The organism is Acinetobacter gyllenbergii CIP 110306 = MTCC 11365 (assembly GCF_000413855.1).
Lineage (GTDB): Bacteria > Pseudomonadota > Gammaproteobacteria > Pseudomonadales > Moraxellaceae > Acinetobacter > Acinetobacter gyllenbergii.
In genome coordinates, this window is the sequence record NZ_ATGG01000011.1 from 341,139 (window position 1) to 359,042 (window position 17,904).

At 39.4% G+C, this 17,904-nt stretch carries 17 protein-coding genes; 4 read left to right on the forward strand and 13 right to left on the reverse strand.

Annotated features, from left to right (window positions below; genetic code table 11):
* Nucleotides 1-45 precede the first annotated feature (45 nt).
* Nucleotides 46-918, reverse strand: a complete 873-nt coding sequence (locus tag F957_RS13305; RefSeq protein WP_016540062.1) for a LysR family transcriptional regulator — start codon at nt 916-918, stop codon at nt 46-48.
* Between the two features lie 89 nt (nt 919-1,007).
* Between F957_RS13305 and F957_RS13300 the strand changes: the two genes are divergently transcribed.
* The 3 genes from F957_RS13300 (at nt 1,008) to F957_RS13290 (ending at nt 2,801) form a co-directional block, all read left to right on the forward strand.
* Nucleotides 1,008-1,901, forward strand: coding sequence for a DMT family transporter (locus F957_RS13300; protein WP_016540061.1), 894 nt, complete (start codon nt 1,008-1,010; stop codon nt 1,899-1,901).
* A gap of 92 nt (nt 1,902-1,993) precedes the next feature.
* Entirely contained in the window at nt 1,994-2,353 is a 360-nt protein-coding gene (locus tag F957_RS13295) for an ArsR/SmtB family transcription factor (protein WP_016540060.1), read from the forward strand.
* Nucleotides 2,331-2,801 carry an SRPBCC family protein gene (locus F957_RS13290; RefSeq protein WP_016540059.1) on the forward strand — a complete coding sequence of 157 codons (471 nt, stop codon included), beginning with the start codon at nt 2,331-2,333 and terminating at the stop codon, nt 2,799-2,801. The genes F957_RS13295 and F957_RS13290 overlap by 23 nt, the downstream gene beginning before the upstream one ends.
* A 66-nt stretch (nt 2,802-2,867) precedes the next feature.
* Here F957_RS13290 and F957_RS13285 read toward each other — a convergent pair whose 3' ends face one another.
* The 6 genes from F957_RS13285 to F957_RS13260 all read right to left on the reverse strand — a co-directional run bounded on the left by F957_RS13285 (nt 2,868) and on the right by F957_RS13260 (nt 10,559).
* Complete coding sequence (locus F957_RS13285; protein ID WP_016540058.1) at nt 2,868-4,034, reverse strand: hypothetical protein; 1,167 nt, start codon at nt 4,032-4,034, stop codon at nt 2,868-2,870.
* Nucleotides 4,034-5,368 (reverse strand): TolC family protein, encoded by a 1,335-nt coding sequence (locus tag F957_RS13280; protein ID WP_016540057.1) that lies wholly within the window; start codon nt 5,366-5,368, stop codon nt 4,034-4,036. Before F957_RS13280 ends, F957_RS13285 begins: the two co-directional genes overlap by 1 nt.
* Entirely contained in the window at nt 5,365-6,951 is a 1,587-nt protein-coding gene (locus tag F957_RS13275) for a GH3 family acyl-acid amido synthetase (RefSeq protein ID WP_016540056.1), read from the reverse strand. The genes F957_RS13280 and F957_RS13275 overlap by 4 nt, the downstream gene beginning before the upstream one ends.
* Nucleotides 6,948-7,769, reverse strand: a complete 822-nt coding sequence (locus F957_RS13270; protein WP_016540055.1) for a hypothetical protein — start codon at nt 7,767-7,769, stop codon at nt 6,948-6,950. Before F957_RS13270 ends, F957_RS13275 begins: the two co-directional genes overlap by 4 nt.
* 155 nt (nt 7,770-7,924) lie before the next feature.
* Entirely contained in the window at nt 7,925-9,472 is a 1,548-nt protein-coding gene (locus F957_RS13265; protein WP_016540054.1) for a DHA2 family efflux MFS transporter permease subunit, read from the reverse strand.
* A 25-nt stretch (nt 9,473-9,497) separates the two neighbouring features.
* Nucleotides 9,498-10,559, reverse strand: a complete 1,062-nt coding sequence (locus F957_RS13260) for an HlyD family secretion protein (RefSeq protein ID WP_016660262.1) — start codon at nt 10,557-10,559, stop codon at nt 9,498-9,500.
* 741 nt (nt 10,560-11,300) lie between these two features.
* On the opposite strand from F957_RS13260, the gene F957_RS13255 reads away from it, so the two are divergent.
* Nucleotides 11,301-12,173, forward strand: coding sequence for a bile acid:sodium symporter family protein (locus tag F957_RS13255; RefSeq protein ID WP_016540052.1), 873 nt, complete (start codon nt 11,301-11,303; stop codon nt 12,171-12,173).
* 53 nt (nt 12,174-12,226) lie between these two features.
* Here the strand turns inward: F957_RS13255 and F957_RS13250 are convergent, their stop codons facing one another.
* The 6 genes from F957_RS13250 to F957_RS13225 all read right to left on the reverse strand — a co-directional run bounded on the left by F957_RS13250 (nt 12,227) and on the right by F957_RS13225 (nt 17,833).
* On the reverse strand, nt 12,227-13,246 hold the full coding sequence (locus F957_RS13250) for a 2-dehydropantoate 2-reductase (RefSeq protein ID WP_016540051.1): 1,020 nt from the start codon (nt 13,244-13,246) through the stop codon (nt 12,227-12,229).
* Between the two features lie 120 nt (nt 13,247-13,366).
* A complete protein-coding gene (locus F957_RS13245; protein WP_016540050.1) occupies nt 13,367-14,071 on the reverse strand; it encodes a winged helix-turn-helix domain-containing protein in 705 nt (234 codons plus the stop codon).
* Nucleotides 14,072-14,312: 241 nt separating this feature from the next.
* On the reverse strand, nt 14,313-15,188 hold the full coding sequence (gene hchA, locus F957_RS13240; protein ID WP_016540049.1) for a glyoxalase III HchA: 876 nt from the start codon (nt 15,186-15,188) through the stop codon (nt 14,313-14,315).
* Nucleotides 15,189-15,288: 100 nt separating this feature from the next.
* Nucleotides 15,289-16,302, reverse strand: a complete 1,014-nt coding sequence (locus F957_RS13235) for an NAD(P)H-quinone oxidoreductase (RefSeq protein ID WP_016540048.1) — start codon at nt 16,300-16,302, stop codon at nt 15,289-15,291.
* Nucleotides 16,303-16,306: 4 nt separating this feature from the next.
* Nucleotides 16,307-17,185 (reverse strand): AraC family transcriptional regulator, encoded by an 879-nt coding sequence (locus F957_RS13230; protein ID WP_016660263.1) that lies wholly within the window; start codon nt 17,183-17,185, stop codon nt 16,307-16,309.
* 261 nt (nt 17,186-17,446) lie between these two features.
* Nucleotides 17,447-17,833, reverse strand: coding sequence for a DUF7668 domain-containing protein (locus F957_RS13225; protein WP_016660264.1), 387 nt, complete (start codon nt 17,831-17,833; stop codon nt 17,447-17,449).
* Between the last annotated feature and the right edge of the window lie 71 nt (nt 17,834-17,904).

A 17,904-nucleotide genomic window follows, 5' to 3' on the forward strand; every position in this document is an offset into this window, starting at 1 on the left:
CCTATTTATGAACAATTAACCCGATTTTTCGATATTTATCAAGAATTAGAGCTGCATCGCAATCTCAACAAAGGCTTTTGCAAGTGGTGTCATCTGCTGATTATTTTTTACCGCCAAACCAATTGAGCGTTTGATATTGGGAGATAATGGTCGTTTTACCACATTGGGGTACAACTGTAGAATATTTTTGTCTAGGGCTAAGTCAGCCACAATTGAAACGCCAGCACTGTGATTCACCATATTTAAAATCGACAAAATTTGCGACAAGTTATATTTAATCTGTGGCGTGAGTTGCGCAGTCTTAAACAGTTGCATGACATGGTTTTGACTACCCGCACTGGTCAAGATAAAAGGATACTCAATCAGCTCTTGTAATTGCACTGCAGGCTTTTGTGCAATCTCTAAATCCGCTGGCAATAAAGCAACAAAAATATCCTCCAACACAGCAAAGCTATCAAAACGCGGTTCAGGCAACACCACAAAACCAAGATCAACTTTGCGTTCATCTATCCATTGCATGACCTCTTTATCAGTACCTTCCATGAGTAATACTTCTACATCAGGATATTGTTGCGCAAACTGCTTTAAAATAAGCGGAATAAGCACATTGGAAGATGATGCACCAAAAGATCCAATCCTTAAGATTCCAGTTTTTAGACCTTTGAGATCCATCACTTCTTGATGGATAATGCTAGAAACGTTCAAAATTTCATTCACATAAGGTAGTAAGCGTTGCCCTGCAGTAGTTAACTCCACTTCATTGTTATTTCGATAAAACAGCTGAGTTTCCCATTTCTTTTCCAATGCTTTGAGTGCATGTGAAATTGCAGACTGTGAAATATTCAGTTGCTGCGCGGTATAGGTAAAATTTCTTAATTCTGCCAGCTTTGAAAAGATTTCAAGTTGAGTCAGCGTCATAACACATCATTCATGAGTAAAAGCTCATTTTACTATAAAAATAAATTAGTTTTACGATTTGGTTTGATTCTGTTTGGATTAAACATCTCATGCGCCACTTAGCCATTTCCCTTTCCAGTTCTACGGTTTATTTCAAGCTGGTCTGTGTCGCTTTGATGTGGGGAGGCACCTTCATCGCAGGACGTATTGTTGCAGCAGAACTCTCTCCAACCCTATCTGCATTCTTACGTTTTATGCTCGCCGCACTTCTGCTCATTCTCTTATTGCTGAAGACTACGGGCAACTTTCCAAGCCTTTCAGGCCAACAGCATTTTTATGCCATGTTAATGGGGTTAACAGGGATCTGTGCATATAACCTATTTTTCTTTGCCGCATTATCTCGAATTGAAGCAGGCCGAACCGCATTATTTGTGAGCTTATCACCAGTCCTGACGGTTTTGGCCATGCGGATATTCTTTAAGGAAAGGTTGAAAAATATCAATTATTTCGGGGTTTGCATTGCCCTAATCGGTACCCTGACCGTGGTAAGCAAAGGTGCGTTTTTTAGTGCCTTGCAGCAAACCTTTGGTCTGGGGGAAATAATGATGTGTGGTGCCGTATTGAGCTGGGTGATTTATACGCTCAGCTTTAAACAAACCCAAGCTTCTGCATTAACCATGACCACCTATGCGGTACTTTGGGGTACAGGTTTTCTTTTAATCAGTGCATGGCCTGAATTGGGTTATCACGTGTTGACGGATATTTCATGGAGTAGTTGGCTATCCATTCTCTATTTAGGTGCTTTTGGGACAGTATTGGCATTTATTTGGTATGCACAGGCTATTCATCGCATTGGGGCATCAAAAACCATTATTTTTACCAATCTAGTCCCTATTTCTGCAGTTTTATTGGCGTATTTTATTTTGAAAGAACCGATTACATGGTCTATGGCAGTGGGTGCAGCCCTCAATTTCATCGGTATCTTATTAGTTAATAAAGCTTAAAAACAAAGTGCTATCTATCATCTTTAAAAAACTTAGCCATTTAGCTAGGTTTTTATTGACACGCGATCAACAAATGCACAATACTTAGCTCTATGGCTAAGTATGATTCTAAACTCGATTTGTTATTCAGTGCTCTCAGTGATCCAACGCGTAGAGAAATACTCACTCGGCTGTCTTTCGGGTCAGCATCGATCACTGAACTGGCTGAACAGCATGATATGGCCCTGCCATCTTTTCTAAAACATTTAAATAAATTAGAGGAAGCAGGACTTATTCACTCAGAAAAAAATGGACGAATCAGAACTTGTGCACTGAGCCCCGAAGCATTCACCCCCATGCAAAATTGGTTAAGTGAGCAACGGGCAATCTGGGAACAAAGACTAAATCAATTTGATCGTTACGCACTCGAATTAAAAAGGAAAAGAGAAAATGAAACTGGATCCAAAAACTGACTTAAAACTCGAAAGAGTGATCGATGTACCACGTGAACTGGTCTGGGAATGCTGGACCACCCCAGAGCATATCAAACACTTCTTTATTCCTCGCCCCCACTCGATTAAAGCCTGTGAGATTGATTTAAGAGTCGGCGGAAAATTCAATACCGTCTTTGATGTTGATGGTAATGAAATCAACAATCAAGGTGTTTTTTTAGAGGTGATTGAAGGTGAAAAACTAGTGTTTACCGATACCTATACGGAAGATTGGAAACCTGCTGAAAATCCTTTTATGACCGCGATTCTATTGCTTGAAGATGCAGGCAATGGTGCAACCAAATACACTGCAATTGCCAGACATCGTAGTGCTGAAACACGTCAGCAACACGAAGACATGGGTTTCTTTGAAGGTTGGGGAACCGTGGTTGATCAACTGGTTGAATATGCTAAAGCTCTAAAAGCATAATCGACACATGAGATATAAAAAATTCCTCAAAGTTTAAATCGTTTGAGGAATTTTTTATGACTCAAATCAGATCCGCCCAACTTCCAGATATGGAATTAGGTTTTTATCAAATTTTGGACGTGGATCAGCTTCAAAGCTAATAAAACCGTGCATACCAGTTAAGCGCTCGCCTTTATAAAACTGATTGAGCTGATAGCGTGGGTCTTGATGCGATAAGGTAAAACTGACCACTCCAACACCACGTTGCTTAGACAGTTTCTGTGCATCTTCGAGCATTAAATGATGCAGTGCTAACTGCTGTGGATGGCATAATAAAGTGTGTAATACATGGTATCTTAATGAGTCACCGAGTTTAGGTAGTGGCATACCTTTCGTGACTTTGGTCAATAAATTATAGATTGGGCGCAGTACACCAATCGCTGAACTATAATGCAAAATTTTAGTTTGTTTAAGCGCATGCTGATCCCATAATCCAAACATGCCAACCAATTTTCCATCTTGAAAATAAAGCTGAAAGTCCGAGAGTTGTAGACCTGTAAAATAATGATGTCCTGCCAGCAATTCTTCAAAATTATAGGCAGGGATAAAATTATAATACTGCGACATTTCAGCAATAAATCGGGTCATTACCTTAATATGTTCAGCGTGCGCCACACAGGACTTAATCTCGCTAATCTCTGTTTTAGCTTGAGTTCTTTGGGTTAAAAAAGCCTTAATTTTTCTTTTAGCCCCCAAATGAGTCAGGGTCAAGGTTTCAATTAATCCCTCATCATAATAATCAGGAATGCCTGTTTTACCCGTTTGTATTGCTGCTCGTGCAGCATGATTATCATCAAAGATGATCATTTGGCTAAAATTAGGATCATGCATGGTTTGTTTGACATGGACCCCTAAAGCCTTGACCAAAGATTTGCCGCGATAGTTTGGATCGACACGCAAATCACTGGCATAACGCACATTCTGTATTGTTTTATCGACATAACACGGGCGATGGCCATTGCTATAACAAGCCACATTTTTTTGACTTTCAGTATCTTCAATCACCACATGCAGCTTATGCCGATACAAAATATCCGAAGCTCTAAAATAACTCGGTTCACGCTGAAAGCTGATTTTCACCCCTTTGGTGGTCATTGGCACCGCAATCAATTCACGTAAGGCCTGATCATCTGCAGAGGTTGCTTCACGGGTAAACAATGGATTGCTTTGGGTATTTGGTGGATTTGTTTTCATTAATTATTCACCTGTTGCGTATTTTGTGTGGACACCAAATCATTGAGGTGCCCCATTTGATCTAAAAGCTGATAAACAAACACGATTTCATCCTGCTCATTCACCGTTTTCTGAGTTTGCACATCCAATAACTTTTGTTCTGTATTGAGCAAGTCAAAAGTTGTTTTGGTCCCCAATTCAAATTCTTTACGGGTATACACAAAGGCAATCGATGCTGCATCAATCGCGTTTTGCAGTGCCTCTTTATTTTGGCGAATGGTTTGCAATTGAGCATAAGTCGTCCGTGCACGCTGATTCAGATCCAACTCAAGGGTACGAATCTTTTGATTAGCCAAATCAACATCTGCCTGTGCTTTTCGAATATTGGCACGGTTTAAACCATCGTCATAGAGCGGCACATTCAGTTGAACCCCCACCATATAGTTGTTACTTTCTGAACCAATATAACTGGCCTCATGCTGAGCACCTGCACGACTAGTCAGCATCACGGTCGGCCAAAGTTCTCGCTTAGTTAAGGCATATTGCTTTTCAGAAGCTTGTTTTTCGTATTTGGCACGTAGTAATGCTGGATGATTCTTGGTTTTAGCTAAAATTTCATCGAGATTATTGGAAATCTCTGGCAGACGGTTAACAGCTGTTAGATTATCTGCAGTTAAACCTGTGATTTGTGAAAACTGAGCTTCACTCACCGTGAGATTGGATTGGGCTTGCGTGATATCAGCCTGGCCCTGAGCAACCTGAGCCAGCACTTGTGCCAAGTCTGCACGAGTGATCATCCCCACATCAAAACGTCGCTGCGACTCATACAGGGAACGTTGAAGATTAGACATGGTCTTCTTTCTAAGTTCTAAAATCGCTTTCTTCTTTAACACATCGGTATAGACCATCACCGTATTTAAAATTGTTTCCGAGCGTTGATCCGACAAGCCTTGCGACTGTGCAGAAAGCTGGTTCTTGGCGACATCGATTCCTAGGCGATGTCGCCCTGATGTGTAGATAGGGTAATCCATTTGTAATTGCAAACTACGACCTTTTCGGTTTCCTTCAGTCGGAAACATGACATTATTCGGTGTTTCAACTCTTTCATAATCAAGTTGTCCAACCAAGTTCACTTTGAGTCCGTCACGTTGTTTTGCCTGTTGAAGCATCGCTGTTGATTGATTCACACTTAAACGGCTCACCTCCAATTGGCTTTCATGTCTTAAACTTGCTGACAAAGCATCGTCTAAAGTCATGGCAGCAATTGTATTTGAAACCAATAACAATCCCGTACATAGTGCAATATGCGAGAGCTTAGAAACTCGGTGGTTAAATTGCATCATCCCTTTCTTCATAGTTGTTCCAAACTATTGAGGGTAACTTTCTTGAGGGGCTCAGGCTTGATATTGCCTTCAATAATGCCATCAAACATGACCAGCTTTTTATAGGCATTCCAACCGTTATTGGCTTGACGAATCTGTGGTTGATCTAACTGACCAAGATTACGTGCCAATTCATAATGGAAGTTTTGACGTAGTATCTGATCAATATATTCATCATTAATGCTGTGATGAATCTCTCCTTCAAACAAAACACAATAGAACGGTTTAACCTGCTGCTCAGTATCTATGGCCAATAAAGAAATGGCTTTTGAATCGGTTTCATTCAACTGTGAAAGAAGTTGCTGCGCCGTCTCTGGTGCAAGCTTTTCCCCCACCAAATCTACACCAAAACGGCGACCCTGAAATTCGAAACAAGGAATTTGATCAAGGAAACTGGTCACAATCAGGCAATCATCTAAACAATAACGGAGTAAGCCATTACCCGATGTAATTATTGGGCTGACTACATCACCAACGTTGAGTTCCCACGATGGAATAATTTGTCCCTGTTTTTCACCTTCTAAATATTCAAATTCATAGAAGTGACTTTGATAGGCCAATGGATAATGGTCATTATAAGGAATGGTGACCACACCTTCCGTTGCCCATAAACCTTTGCCTTCAAACTGAACAGATGGCAGACGTTGTTTTAATTTTTCCGCCCAAGCTTTAGAGCCCGCCGTATCCCAACTCGACACTAAACTTAATTTAGGCCATAAGGTGCTAAAATCAATGTATTCACCATTTGAACTGTCGATCAGGCATTTGGCACTTTCTGGACTTAAAGGTGCTTTGACTTCTTTTAATGAAGCTTGACGCGCTCCCCATCGCCCCGTTTCTAAAACTTCAATGACTTCTTGCTGCATAGACTCTAAACGATCTAAAAGTTGCAATGCAAAAGTCGGACTCCACACCGAGATCATCGCCAGATTACGGTTAGCAACCAGATAACAGATTGTGGCAAACAAAGCATCATCTGCATTGGCAGCAAAAGCCACATTGCTCGGCACAGCTTGGGTAAATTTAGATAAAATCCGTTTGCCAATGCCCAATAAGGCACTATCATCATTGAGATTTTTATCTTTAAGCACTTCACGCTGACTTTCAGGCAACCATGACACCGACCAATAATGAGTGCCTGAACGGAGCTGTGGGCACTTACGATAAAGACTGGCCATCCATGGCGCAATCGCGTGATCTAATTCATCTAAAAACAGCTTGGTATACGGAATAAATTTAATTTGTTCACTCGAACCACTGGTGGGCTGGAAACGCACCAACTTACTGCTTGATAGTTGAAGTTTCTGATCTCTATAACGCTGGATGTTCTCCCGCCACATCGCATAACGCGAAGCGGGAAAAGCTTGCACAAACTGCTCATAATCCTGCACATTTTGCTCTTTTGCAAAATGTGAGCTTTGCAAAATTGAATTCAGGATTTGACGCTGTGTTAGTTCTAAACGATTAGATTGCTTTTTAAAATCTCGATCTGAAACATCACACCATTGTTTTAAAATCAGGTGTGATCCCAAGGTCAACCATTCAGTATGTTTCATTGGAAGACCTCACGACGATTCACTGATTTTTTTAATACCGCTTCACAACGCCCCTTACTGGCAGGTTTAGTCATCAACTTAACAGGGAAGCGTGCAATATCTTTCCAACCTAAACGGCCAATACAAGGTAATTCGGTACCGACAGTCCATGTTGGGTTCTTTTGCTCAAAGAAATGAATATTGGGATTCTTTGTTCTCATTTCTTCTGTAATCGGCGCCACCTCACCTTTAAGTGGCTGATAATCATCACCGAAATTCAATAATCCGGCTTCTTTGTCATAATATTCGCCAAAGAAGTTTTCGCAATAATGTTCAATCACACTGGAAAGATGCTGGTTCTCATCGTTAATATTTGGGTAATACACATAATAGTTATTGGCGAGCAGTAGATAGGTTTTGTAGCCCTTAGAAATCAATAACCAATACAGTTCATTAAATGGATATTTGACACGTAATTTGATCATCAGTTTAAGCATGGTGCTTTGCAGCGTGCGGGTGCCCCAAAATGCTCGAAGGATAACAGTGTCACCACTAAACAGTACCGTATAATCCTTTCCATTCAGATAAAAATGCTGAACAACAACAGTAGAAAAACCAACGATTTCATCAGTTTCCGAGTTAAAAATTAAGATGGCACCACTCTTCTTTTTGAAATCATCTGCAAAGATCGAAAACTTGGTATTCTCATAATATTGCTCGTAAATCGAATACATGACTTTTAGCCGATCAATATCGATTTGTTCTTTCTCGACATATTGACCATAGGTAGATTCTTTATTATTGAATCTTGAAATCAGTTTATATGTTGTATTAATCATCTGCTTCAACCTCTAAATTTGGATATGCACGTTCCCCTATCTCATAAAGAAATATAAAAACTCATATCGCTGTTCTTTTTATGACGGGGTATGTTGTTGTGTACGATGCCCCGATTATTTTTCGTTATATGAAACAACCCTCTAGCATTGAATATCTACATGTCCATTTTCTTCCCCCTATCCATAAAGATGGTTAAGAAAGCCGCCATAAACATGATGATGGCTAGCATACGTAATAAATCGTTGAAACTTGATGTCAGTGCTTGATAATGAATATCTCGGTAAATCACACTGAGCGCGATTTGTTGAGCATTACTCCCAACCTCTTGGTATTGCGCTGTCAATTGATCTAATCTCTCAATGAAGATCCAGTTCTGTGGATTCATATATTGATTCAATTGCGTCACGTGTATTGCTGTCAGCCAATCGAGCGACGAGTTGATCAATGCCAATCCAACAGCACCACCAATATTGCGCATCAGGTTATAAATACCACTGGCATCAGCAACTTTGGTTAATGGCAGAGTACTCATTGCCAAATGTGAGACCACGATCAAACAAATCATCAGACCAATACCGCGATAAATTTGTGGCCAGAACATGAAGTCATAATCGCTGTGAATACTGAGATGCGAATTGAGCCAGACCCCAAAACCCGCCAAAATCATGCCAACAAATACGGTTTTTCGGGTATCAAAGTTTGGAATTAACCATGCAAGGAAAGGTGCAAAGCAGAACATCACAATCCCTGTCACCATCATGATATGTCCGATTTGACTGCTGTTCATTTCTCGGACTTGCCCAAGAAACACAGGAATCATATAGCCCAAGCCATATAAGGCCATACCAATCACAAACGTAATGATGCAGCTTAAAGTGAAGTTTTTGTTTTTAAATACACTCAGATCTAAGAGTGGTTTGGGTTGGGTAAAACTGCGTGAGAAGAAGATCATGCCACCAATCAGGCAAATGATAAAAGCAACACGAACGCCTGTATCCGCAAGCCAATCATGTCTCGCCCCTTCATCCAAGAAATACTCCAAACCACCTAAGAACATGGCCATACCAATCAGGCTGAACCAGTCCATGCTTTTGATGAGTGAATAATTGGCGCGGTCTATATTTGGACCAGAGTAAATAATCGTCGCAATCAAAATACCGGGGATGATGTTAATCAGGAACATCCAGTGCCATGAAAAGTTATTGGTCAACCAACCACCAATGGTGGGGCCAATAGCTGGACCTAAAGTACTGATCATGCCAAACATCACCAACGGCAAGGCACGTTTCGCTTCAGGAAACAACAGATATAACGCCGTCATTGAGGTGGGGATCATACCGCCGCCCATAAAACCCTGAATTGCGCGAAAAACCAACAGACTTTCCAGATTCCATGCCAAAGCACACAGCAATGAACTAATCGTGAATCCAATCGCACAAATGGTGTAATAAATTCGAGTCGAGAGCACCCGAGAAACGATGCTAGACATTGGAATTGCAATAATTTCAGCAATCAAATAAACCGTTTGCACCCATGTCACTTCATAACGACTGGCACTCATACCTGCCTGTACTTCATTCAAAGAACTTGCAACAATTTGAATATCCAGAATTGCCATGAAATTACCAAAAATCATGGCAGCAAAAATCAGCCAAGCTGTTTTTGGCGCAAACTTCCACTCATCTTGGTTCGGTTTATTCATTTTCTTATACCCAAAACTTTTCTGATTAAGTTCTTAAATCAACAGTCGCGCTGACGGACATTCCAGGTTTTATAAGATCAATATGTGGGCTCGAATCAATTGCAATCCGCACAGGGATACGTTGCACCACTTTATTGAAATTTCCTGTGGCGTTGTCTGGTGGCATGAGTGAAAAGGTCGCGCCAGATGCTGGTGAAAAACTTTCGATTTTGCCTGTGTAGGTCAGACTTGGATAGGCATCAATTTTTAATTTAACTGCCTGCCCAATATGCATTTTCTCGATTTGAGTTTCTTTAAAGTTGGCTTGCACATATAAGCTTTTCTCAGGAATAATCGCCATTAAACGTGTTTGTGGTGAAACACGAGAACCCTTCTGAATCGACAGGCTGCCAACTTTCCCCGTAACAGGACTCATTACTTTTGAGGAGGAAAGATCAATTTGATATAGGTCTAGTGTCGCGTTGGCATTTTGGATATCAGCAAGCAATTGGGCACGACCAGCTTGTAAACTCCCTAACTGTGCCTCTGCGGCATTGACTGTAGCTTGGGCTTTACTCAGCTGTGCCTGAGCGGTTAAATATTGGGATTGTATGCCTTCAAAATTTTGTCGGGTTATCACCCCGTCTTTGAGTAAATCTTGATAACGATTGAAATCTTTTTTCAAGCGAGATAAATCGGCTTGGGCAGCAACTACACCACTATTGGCTTCACTAATCGATGATTTTGCGGACTTTTCATTCTGTTGCTGCACAGCAAGCGCAGCTTGTTTTAAGGTGACAACTGATTTCGCCTGATCATAACGTGCCTGATAATCACGATGATCTAAAATAGCCAAAGCCTCACCTTTTTTCACAAACTGATTGTCGTTAATAATCAATTCGACAACTTCACCTGAAATTTTTGGCATCACCCAAGTGACATCCGCCTGAATATAGGCATTATCGGTCGATTGATAGAATCGATAAACCAAAAAATAATACGCGATGCCTAAGATCAGAAATAAGATGAGTACACTAAATACTACCCAAGTTATTTTTTTTCGACTTTGGAAATTAGTATCAGTTTCGAGCTGAGCTACGTTATCCATATTTATTCCGCTATTTTGTAATATACAGTTTTTATTTTGAGCCACGGTTAAATGGCCATCTTTTCACGTAACTTTTCACTTAATTGTGCATAAATAAATAGTTACAATGTAATAATTGGCGCAAATTATCATTCTTAATGGAATAATATGTCATTGACCATTTGTGCATATCATTTTTCTATTTCTGCCAATTGCTCGAATGGTATAAAGCTTTTATGAAAGATTTGTGAAATTCTAGCACAAGCATAAATGATTCGTGTTTTCATTTGTAAAAAAATAAACTTATATCATTGTTTAAATTAAATAAATTATTAAATTAGGCTTCACTATTATTTTTACCATTGAGTTTAATTCTTTGGTCATTTTCATCACTTCCTAAACATAAAAATGTGGTCATGCTAAAAACCCGAAGCGTTATAGAAATGTAATTTCTGTAAAAAAGTGATTTTTCTCCTATTAATGTTCATATTTTAATTCAATCAAATTGTATGTTATTGCACAAACTGTTTCTGTAATAGTGAATAAAGTATTTAAGCTAAAGAAATCATTAGAATTAATAACCTAAATATGCTAATTCATTCTTTAGACAGTAAAATTTAAAGTATTGCTAAACACTGTTGTTGATCGGTTCTGCTCAAATGTGAACTATATCAATTTAGATACCGCTAAGTTGTCATTTGATCGGACAAAACCACCAGAAAATTGGAAAAATAATATTGATTTAAAAAAGAAGGACTGCTTATGGATTCTGGACTCATCACACTTTTTCTACCCATCGCTTTGGCGATTGTCATGGCTGGGCTCGGTTTAGAGCTTACACTCAAAGACTTTGCCCGAGTGAGTAAACACCCCAAAGCAGTGATCATTGCTTTGTTTTGTCAGCTTATTTTATTGGTCGGCATTGCATTTTTAATTTGCAAAATACTGGCCTTACCGCCGCTTCTGGCGGTCGGCTTGATGTTACTGGCAGCTTCACCAGGTGGATCAACCGCAAATCTATTTAGCTATTTATATAAAGGTGATATCGCACTGAACATCACTTTAACCGCAATTAATGCCATTATTGCAGCCATTTTTTTACCCTTTATTGTCAACTTTTCGATTTTGCATTTTATGAATGAAGGTCAACAAGTCGGACTACAATTTGCAAAAGTATTGCAAGTGTTTGCCATCATTCTGGTTCCTGTTTGTATTGGGATGTTGATCCGCCATTATGCGCCGCATACCGCAGAAAAACTGAACCGCCCTGTACGCATTTTCGCTGTGGTGTTTCTTCTGCTTATTATTTTGGGTGCAATTATCAAAGAACGAAATAACCTAATCGAATATATCGGGCAAATTGGCTTTGCAACTGCCTTATTTTGTGCAATTAGTCTATGTGTCGGTTATTTTGTACCACGACTGTTTGGGATCAGCTCTTATCAAGCTCGTGCATGTGCGTTTGAAATTGGTATTCATAATAGTACGCTTGCCATGACCATTGCACTCACCATTATGGCAAGTACCACCATTGCCATGCCTGCTGCAGTGTACTCAATTTTTATGTATATTTTCGCGACTATTTTTGGAACGTTGATAACACGATTTGGCGCTCAGGAAACGATAAAAGCTTAACCTTTTTTTTAAACCATCACCGCCATAGCGTATAAAGAAATATGCTATGGCTTTTATTTAAATTCAGCTTTATTCACTCCTTCCAACTGATCGCTAAGTGCGTTGGCTGACCATGCTTTGGGTGTGATTTCAGATTGTTTAATTAACTCAATCAGCTTTTGATTGATTGGCGCTTTTAAATTTAGTTGCGTTGCTAAACGGACAACTTCACCATTAATCCAGTCAATTTCAGTGGCTCGCCCTGCCATAAGATCATCTGCCATTGAAGATCGGGCCAGTGGATCAATCGCCAGCATTTTCTTGCTCAGCAGATTGAAAATAGAATTGGGTAGTTTTAATACAAATGGAACGAACTGTGCAGGTAAAGCGGTCAATTGAGCAGGTTTAATTTTAGCAATTTTAAGCAACGCCAAAGCTTCAATCTGCGCCATTGCCAAGCATTGACGATAAGCTCGAATTGAAAGTTGCTGTTTGAGTGGTAACTGAGATAACGCATTCACTGAATTATTCAGGTTTAGTAATAGCTTTGCCCATTGAATCGCCTGCATATCATCTTCAAGTTTCAGTTCAAGCTGAGCGCTATTAAATGCAATGACAAGCTCATTCAAGCCAGCATGTTTTTTCACATACAAAACCCCATCTGTACCTTGATGAAAAACCCCATTTCCTAAAGCAGCGACATTAAAAGGCACCATACCTTCAAGAATTGTATGTTCGGATAAAACCTGCTTTAGAATTCCGACGTTACTTAAGCCATTCTGAAAACTAATAATGATGGTATTTTTCTTTAGAATTTCTTTTAGCTCGTGAGCCACTTGCTCTGTCGACGCAGACTTAACACAGACAAAAATGATATCGGCTTGAGTTGCTAGACTTGACTCACTGCTGAGTTGAAGCTGTGATGCTGGAATAGCGTATGTTTGTCCGAGATAATCGGATACCGTGAGCCCATATTGCTGTAACTGATGTTGTATTTTCGGGCGCACAATAAAATCAACATTGACTCCTGCTGCCACTAAACGACCACCAAGATAACATCCAATACTGCCTGCACCATAAATACAAATTTTCATTTATTTGCCTAAATTTATTCGATTCCTTCTCTGTTTTACTTTAACCACAATGAATGGTCTGAGTTGTCACTTAACTGACAAATGGATGCACATCCTCTATTAAAATCGACATTTAAACCATTATTGATTGATTTCAAAGCTCGATCTTGCTTTATGAGCTTCCCTTGAGCCGCGCCACTCTGCAAGTACATAACCCATGCCATAGATATTATGAATTAGCTTAGGTCGAAAATTACGGTCAATTTTATTTCTTAAACGACTAATAGCCACTTCAACCATCTTAGTATCAGTTTCGCGATCCATATCCCAAATCTGTGATGCAATGAGCGATTTAGGTAAAACCTCTCCACGCCTACTCATGAATAGCTCCATCAGTGCATATTCTTGACTGGTCAGATTAATGCGTTGACCTGCCCGGCTAACACAACGTTTCCAGAGATCAAGCTCAAGATCGGCAACACAGATTCGGTTGATTTCATGATTCCACTGCTCTCTGTTTAATAGACCTTTGATTCGTGTGAGAAGCTCGACTAAAGTAAAAGAAAGGCCAAGTGCTTTCACACGCTCTTCAATTTGATCGCGCGCAATCAAAAACAAAATAGGCATACTTTTTCCATTCTTTCCAACATCATGCAGAATGTTCCAGCCATTTAAACCAGCAAACATGACATCCAATACCACTAAATCATATTCACTAAACAAGAGCGCAAGATGCTTACCCGTTATTTCATCTGTGACCCAGTCGATTATATAACCTGCTTCTGATAAGGCTTGGTTAAGATAACTCCCAATTTTTTGCTCATCTTCGACTAGTAATATTTTCATCTTAAACCTGTTAACGCCCTACTTAAGATGATAATAACGTTCTAGAACTTTAAATAGTTTTGAATGACATAAATGTAATTTTGGTGTCAGTTCAATGTTCATTTCTATAAAAAATAAGTATGAAAATCTGACTTTTGAAGCAAAAAAATCCACAAAAATATGCTTCAGGATGTTTCACCAAATTTCCAATAATAAAAGCCTAGCAATTTAGCTAGGCTTTTGAGTATTGCAACAGCAAGGTTTATTGAAGATCAGGATCTGCCAATAAAGTTGTCGCAGCGAGTTTTCCAAGATTATTTGAAGCCAGTGGGCTATCACCTGTTAATAATTTTCGATCTTGATGAACCTGCCCTGTGATACCTTTATTCAAGATTTCCACACCGAGCTTTTCAAGATTTTCACCGACTAACCAAGGTAATTGTCCCGGCATATAACCAATCTCAATATTCGGGCCTTTATCTAACGCGTCAGGAAATACACAAATCTGATAATCTTTAAAAATATAATCCTGTGGATTCTCATCAACTGAAGCTGCAAGCAGAGATGCGGGACCATGGCATAATGTAATCACGTATTTATCATTTGCAACTGCCCACTTTAACAACGCTTTGACTTCTTGGCTCTCTGGAATTTTGGCAAGCACACCATGCCCACCTGGAATAAAGATACCCGCATAAGGTGAATCTGCACTTAAAGCTTGTTCCAAAATATCTGCCAACTTCAGCGGTGCTTTGAGTTGTTTTTCATATTTTTTATAAGTTTCTAAAACCACCTGCTCTTCATTCGGCATCGCCCACATTTCTAACTTAACTGGATTACCAGAAAGTGTCGCCACATCAAAGGCAAAGCCAGCATTATCCAAATGAAACATAGGTAATAACATTTCAACAGGATGATTTCCTGTTGAAAAGAATTTTTCGTTTTGCATCAAGATATAACGTTCATCTGTTGCAATCATTAAAATCTTTTTATCGCCTTGGTATGGGTTTGGATAAGTCGTGCCATCGTAGTCAGTTTTTGCCGATGTATATTGACTCAGTGAATAGGGTGACGGGAAAAAAGCATTATCTTCTGCACGGTCTGGACTTGGGTTGCGATCATCAGGATTTGTAGTCATTTTCAAGGTTCCTCATCATGTCGTTATGTTTAAATACATACTGCTTGAGTGGCCTGTTTCACTCAAGTTTTGAGTATGAACAGGCATGGATTGAACACTATTAGGCAAATTCAGATTTAATTTCGAGTACCACTTTGCCCGTATGTTGACTGCTCTCTAGGCATTGATGCGCCTGAGCCACTTCATCAAATGCGAAGGTTTTATAGATTATAGGCTTACATTGATCCGCTTCAATTAACGGCCAGACAAACTGCTCAAGTTCTTGGGTAATTTGAGCTTTTTCAGCATTGGTTCTGGCACGCATGGTCGAACCAGTCACTACCGCACGTTTTAACATCAATTCTTGTATATCAAAGCCATCGACTTTTCGCCCTCCCATAAAACCGATAATCACCAAACGTCCATCTCGCTTTAACAATCTTAGATTTTGATTAAAGTAAGCAGCGCCGATAATATCCAAAATTACATCTACACCTTGACCATCGGTTTGGGCCAAAACCTCTTTTTCAAAATCCTGTGTTTTGTAGTTAATCACTTGTGACACCGAAGCTAATTTCTCTACTTTGTCATCACTACCAACCGTAGAAAAGTTTTTAATGCCCATTGCATGGCACAAGCTAATTGCTGTGGACCCAATACCACTTGCGCCACCATGAATCAGTACGGTTTCATTCTTTTTCAACTGTCCAATCTGAAACAGATTGGCCCAAACGGTAAAATAGGTTTCAGGAATAGCAGCCGCTTCAACAAAACTCAGATTCTTTGGAATTGTTAAGGTTTGATTGGCAGGTACGGCACAGTATTCTGCATACCCACCACCATTAGTCAGTGCACAGACTTTATCACCGATTTTAAACTGTGTGACGTGTTCACCCACTTGACAAACCACGCCTGAAACTTCCAACCCAGGGATAGGTGTGACCCCTTTAGGCATCGGATAGAGACCTTGGCGTTGTAAAATATCAGGTCGATTGATTCCTGTTGCGTAGACTTCAATGAGCACTTCATCTGCTTTAATCTCTGGTCGAGGCCCTTGTGTCACTTGTAATACTTCTGGACCACCCGCTTGTGTAATTTCGATATATTTCATTTGTTCTACGCTATTTTGATTCATTTAATCATGACTCCGTTTCAGTATTAAATTCAGCATGTTTGGGTGGAAAACCAAACTGCTTTTTAAATTCTCGGCTAAATTGAGAAGAGCTCTGATATCCAACAGCATAAGCCGCTTGAGCCACACTTTGGTCTGCGTTTTGCAACAATTGTTTTGCCTTATGCAACCGAACCACTTTCAAATATTGTAAAGGCGAATGCTGCGTCACCTGTTTAAAGGCTTTATGGAAGGCAGAAGTACTCATATTGGCCTGTTCTGCCAGCATTTCCACAGTGAGTTTTTCAGTAAAATGATGTTGAATATATTCACAAATTTTATAAATCGGTCTGAGATTGCCCTGAGCGACCAGACCTTTTAAGGCAGCAGCACCTGAATGTTGAATCACCCGATACAGCAATTCTCGTTTAACCTGATCTCCCAAGATCAATACATCTTGCTCGGAAGTCAGGGTATTTAACAAACGGATGAGGACATTCGATAGCGTTTGATCATATTGGATCACACTCATTCCAGTGGTTAGTGGCTTAAACTGGTAGTTTTCAAAATAGGTTTTAGCCAGTAGTTCATTGACCGTATCTGCTTCCAATTTCATGCTGATCGCAATCATTGGTGCTTCTGGACTGGCAAGGGTGTCACAGTCAAATGGCATAGAAACTGAGACGATCAGGCATTCATTTTGCTTAAACGAATATGTTTCTGTCCCAATATAACCACGTTTCTGACCTTGTAAAACAAACACCAAGGTTGGTTCTTGTAGTACTGCAATCGGTGGAGTGTTGTGATCAACACGCATTAAGGTGATGCCATCAATGGCCGTAGCAAAAAAACCTTCTTTCGGTATGAGTTTTAGAAATAAATTGATCAGAGTCTGGTCATTCATCATGTGTCATCTGATGATTGGAAATGTGATTTTTATTATTAAATAGCAAACAGATAAAAACTGTTAGTTTTATGCAGAATTAGGCATGGAAAAGAGAGTTTTGTGAAGTTCCGCTTTGATAAGATGTTGAATGTATATTCTTAGCAACCATAGATCTATTCTTTTAAATGTATAAAAAAACCAATTACTCATATATGAATAATTTGCTTAAGTTTCTGCTACCTAGAAAGCTAAATAGAAGGAGATAAGTTAACCATTTGAAATTCAAGGTACATAAAAATTATTAACATTAAATGAGAAACTATTATTTTTATCAATTTCAACAGTCAGGAATAGTATCAGATCACTTTTCCCCTCACTAATTGTAAATAAATCAATAAAAACATGCCAACAAGAATCCCCTTTCCATATGCATTGTGAAGACTCCCATGTTTGATCTGGCAAACTAATCAAAAATTCACCATAAGTGTTTATATCTGAAATAATTTCTTCAAAATTATCAGTGTCAATACTTACAATCCCCTTTATTTGATTATATGATCCTATATCATAATTTTTACATGCCTCAACTATTTCAAAAATTGTATTCCGCCAAATACTAGGAATGGCTTGTGGGCCTTCATCATATAAAGATTTCAGATTATCATTCATTCAATTTACCTTTACTTATGGATTGATTTCTAAAAACAATTTCTTCTACTGCATAATTGCACTAAATTTTC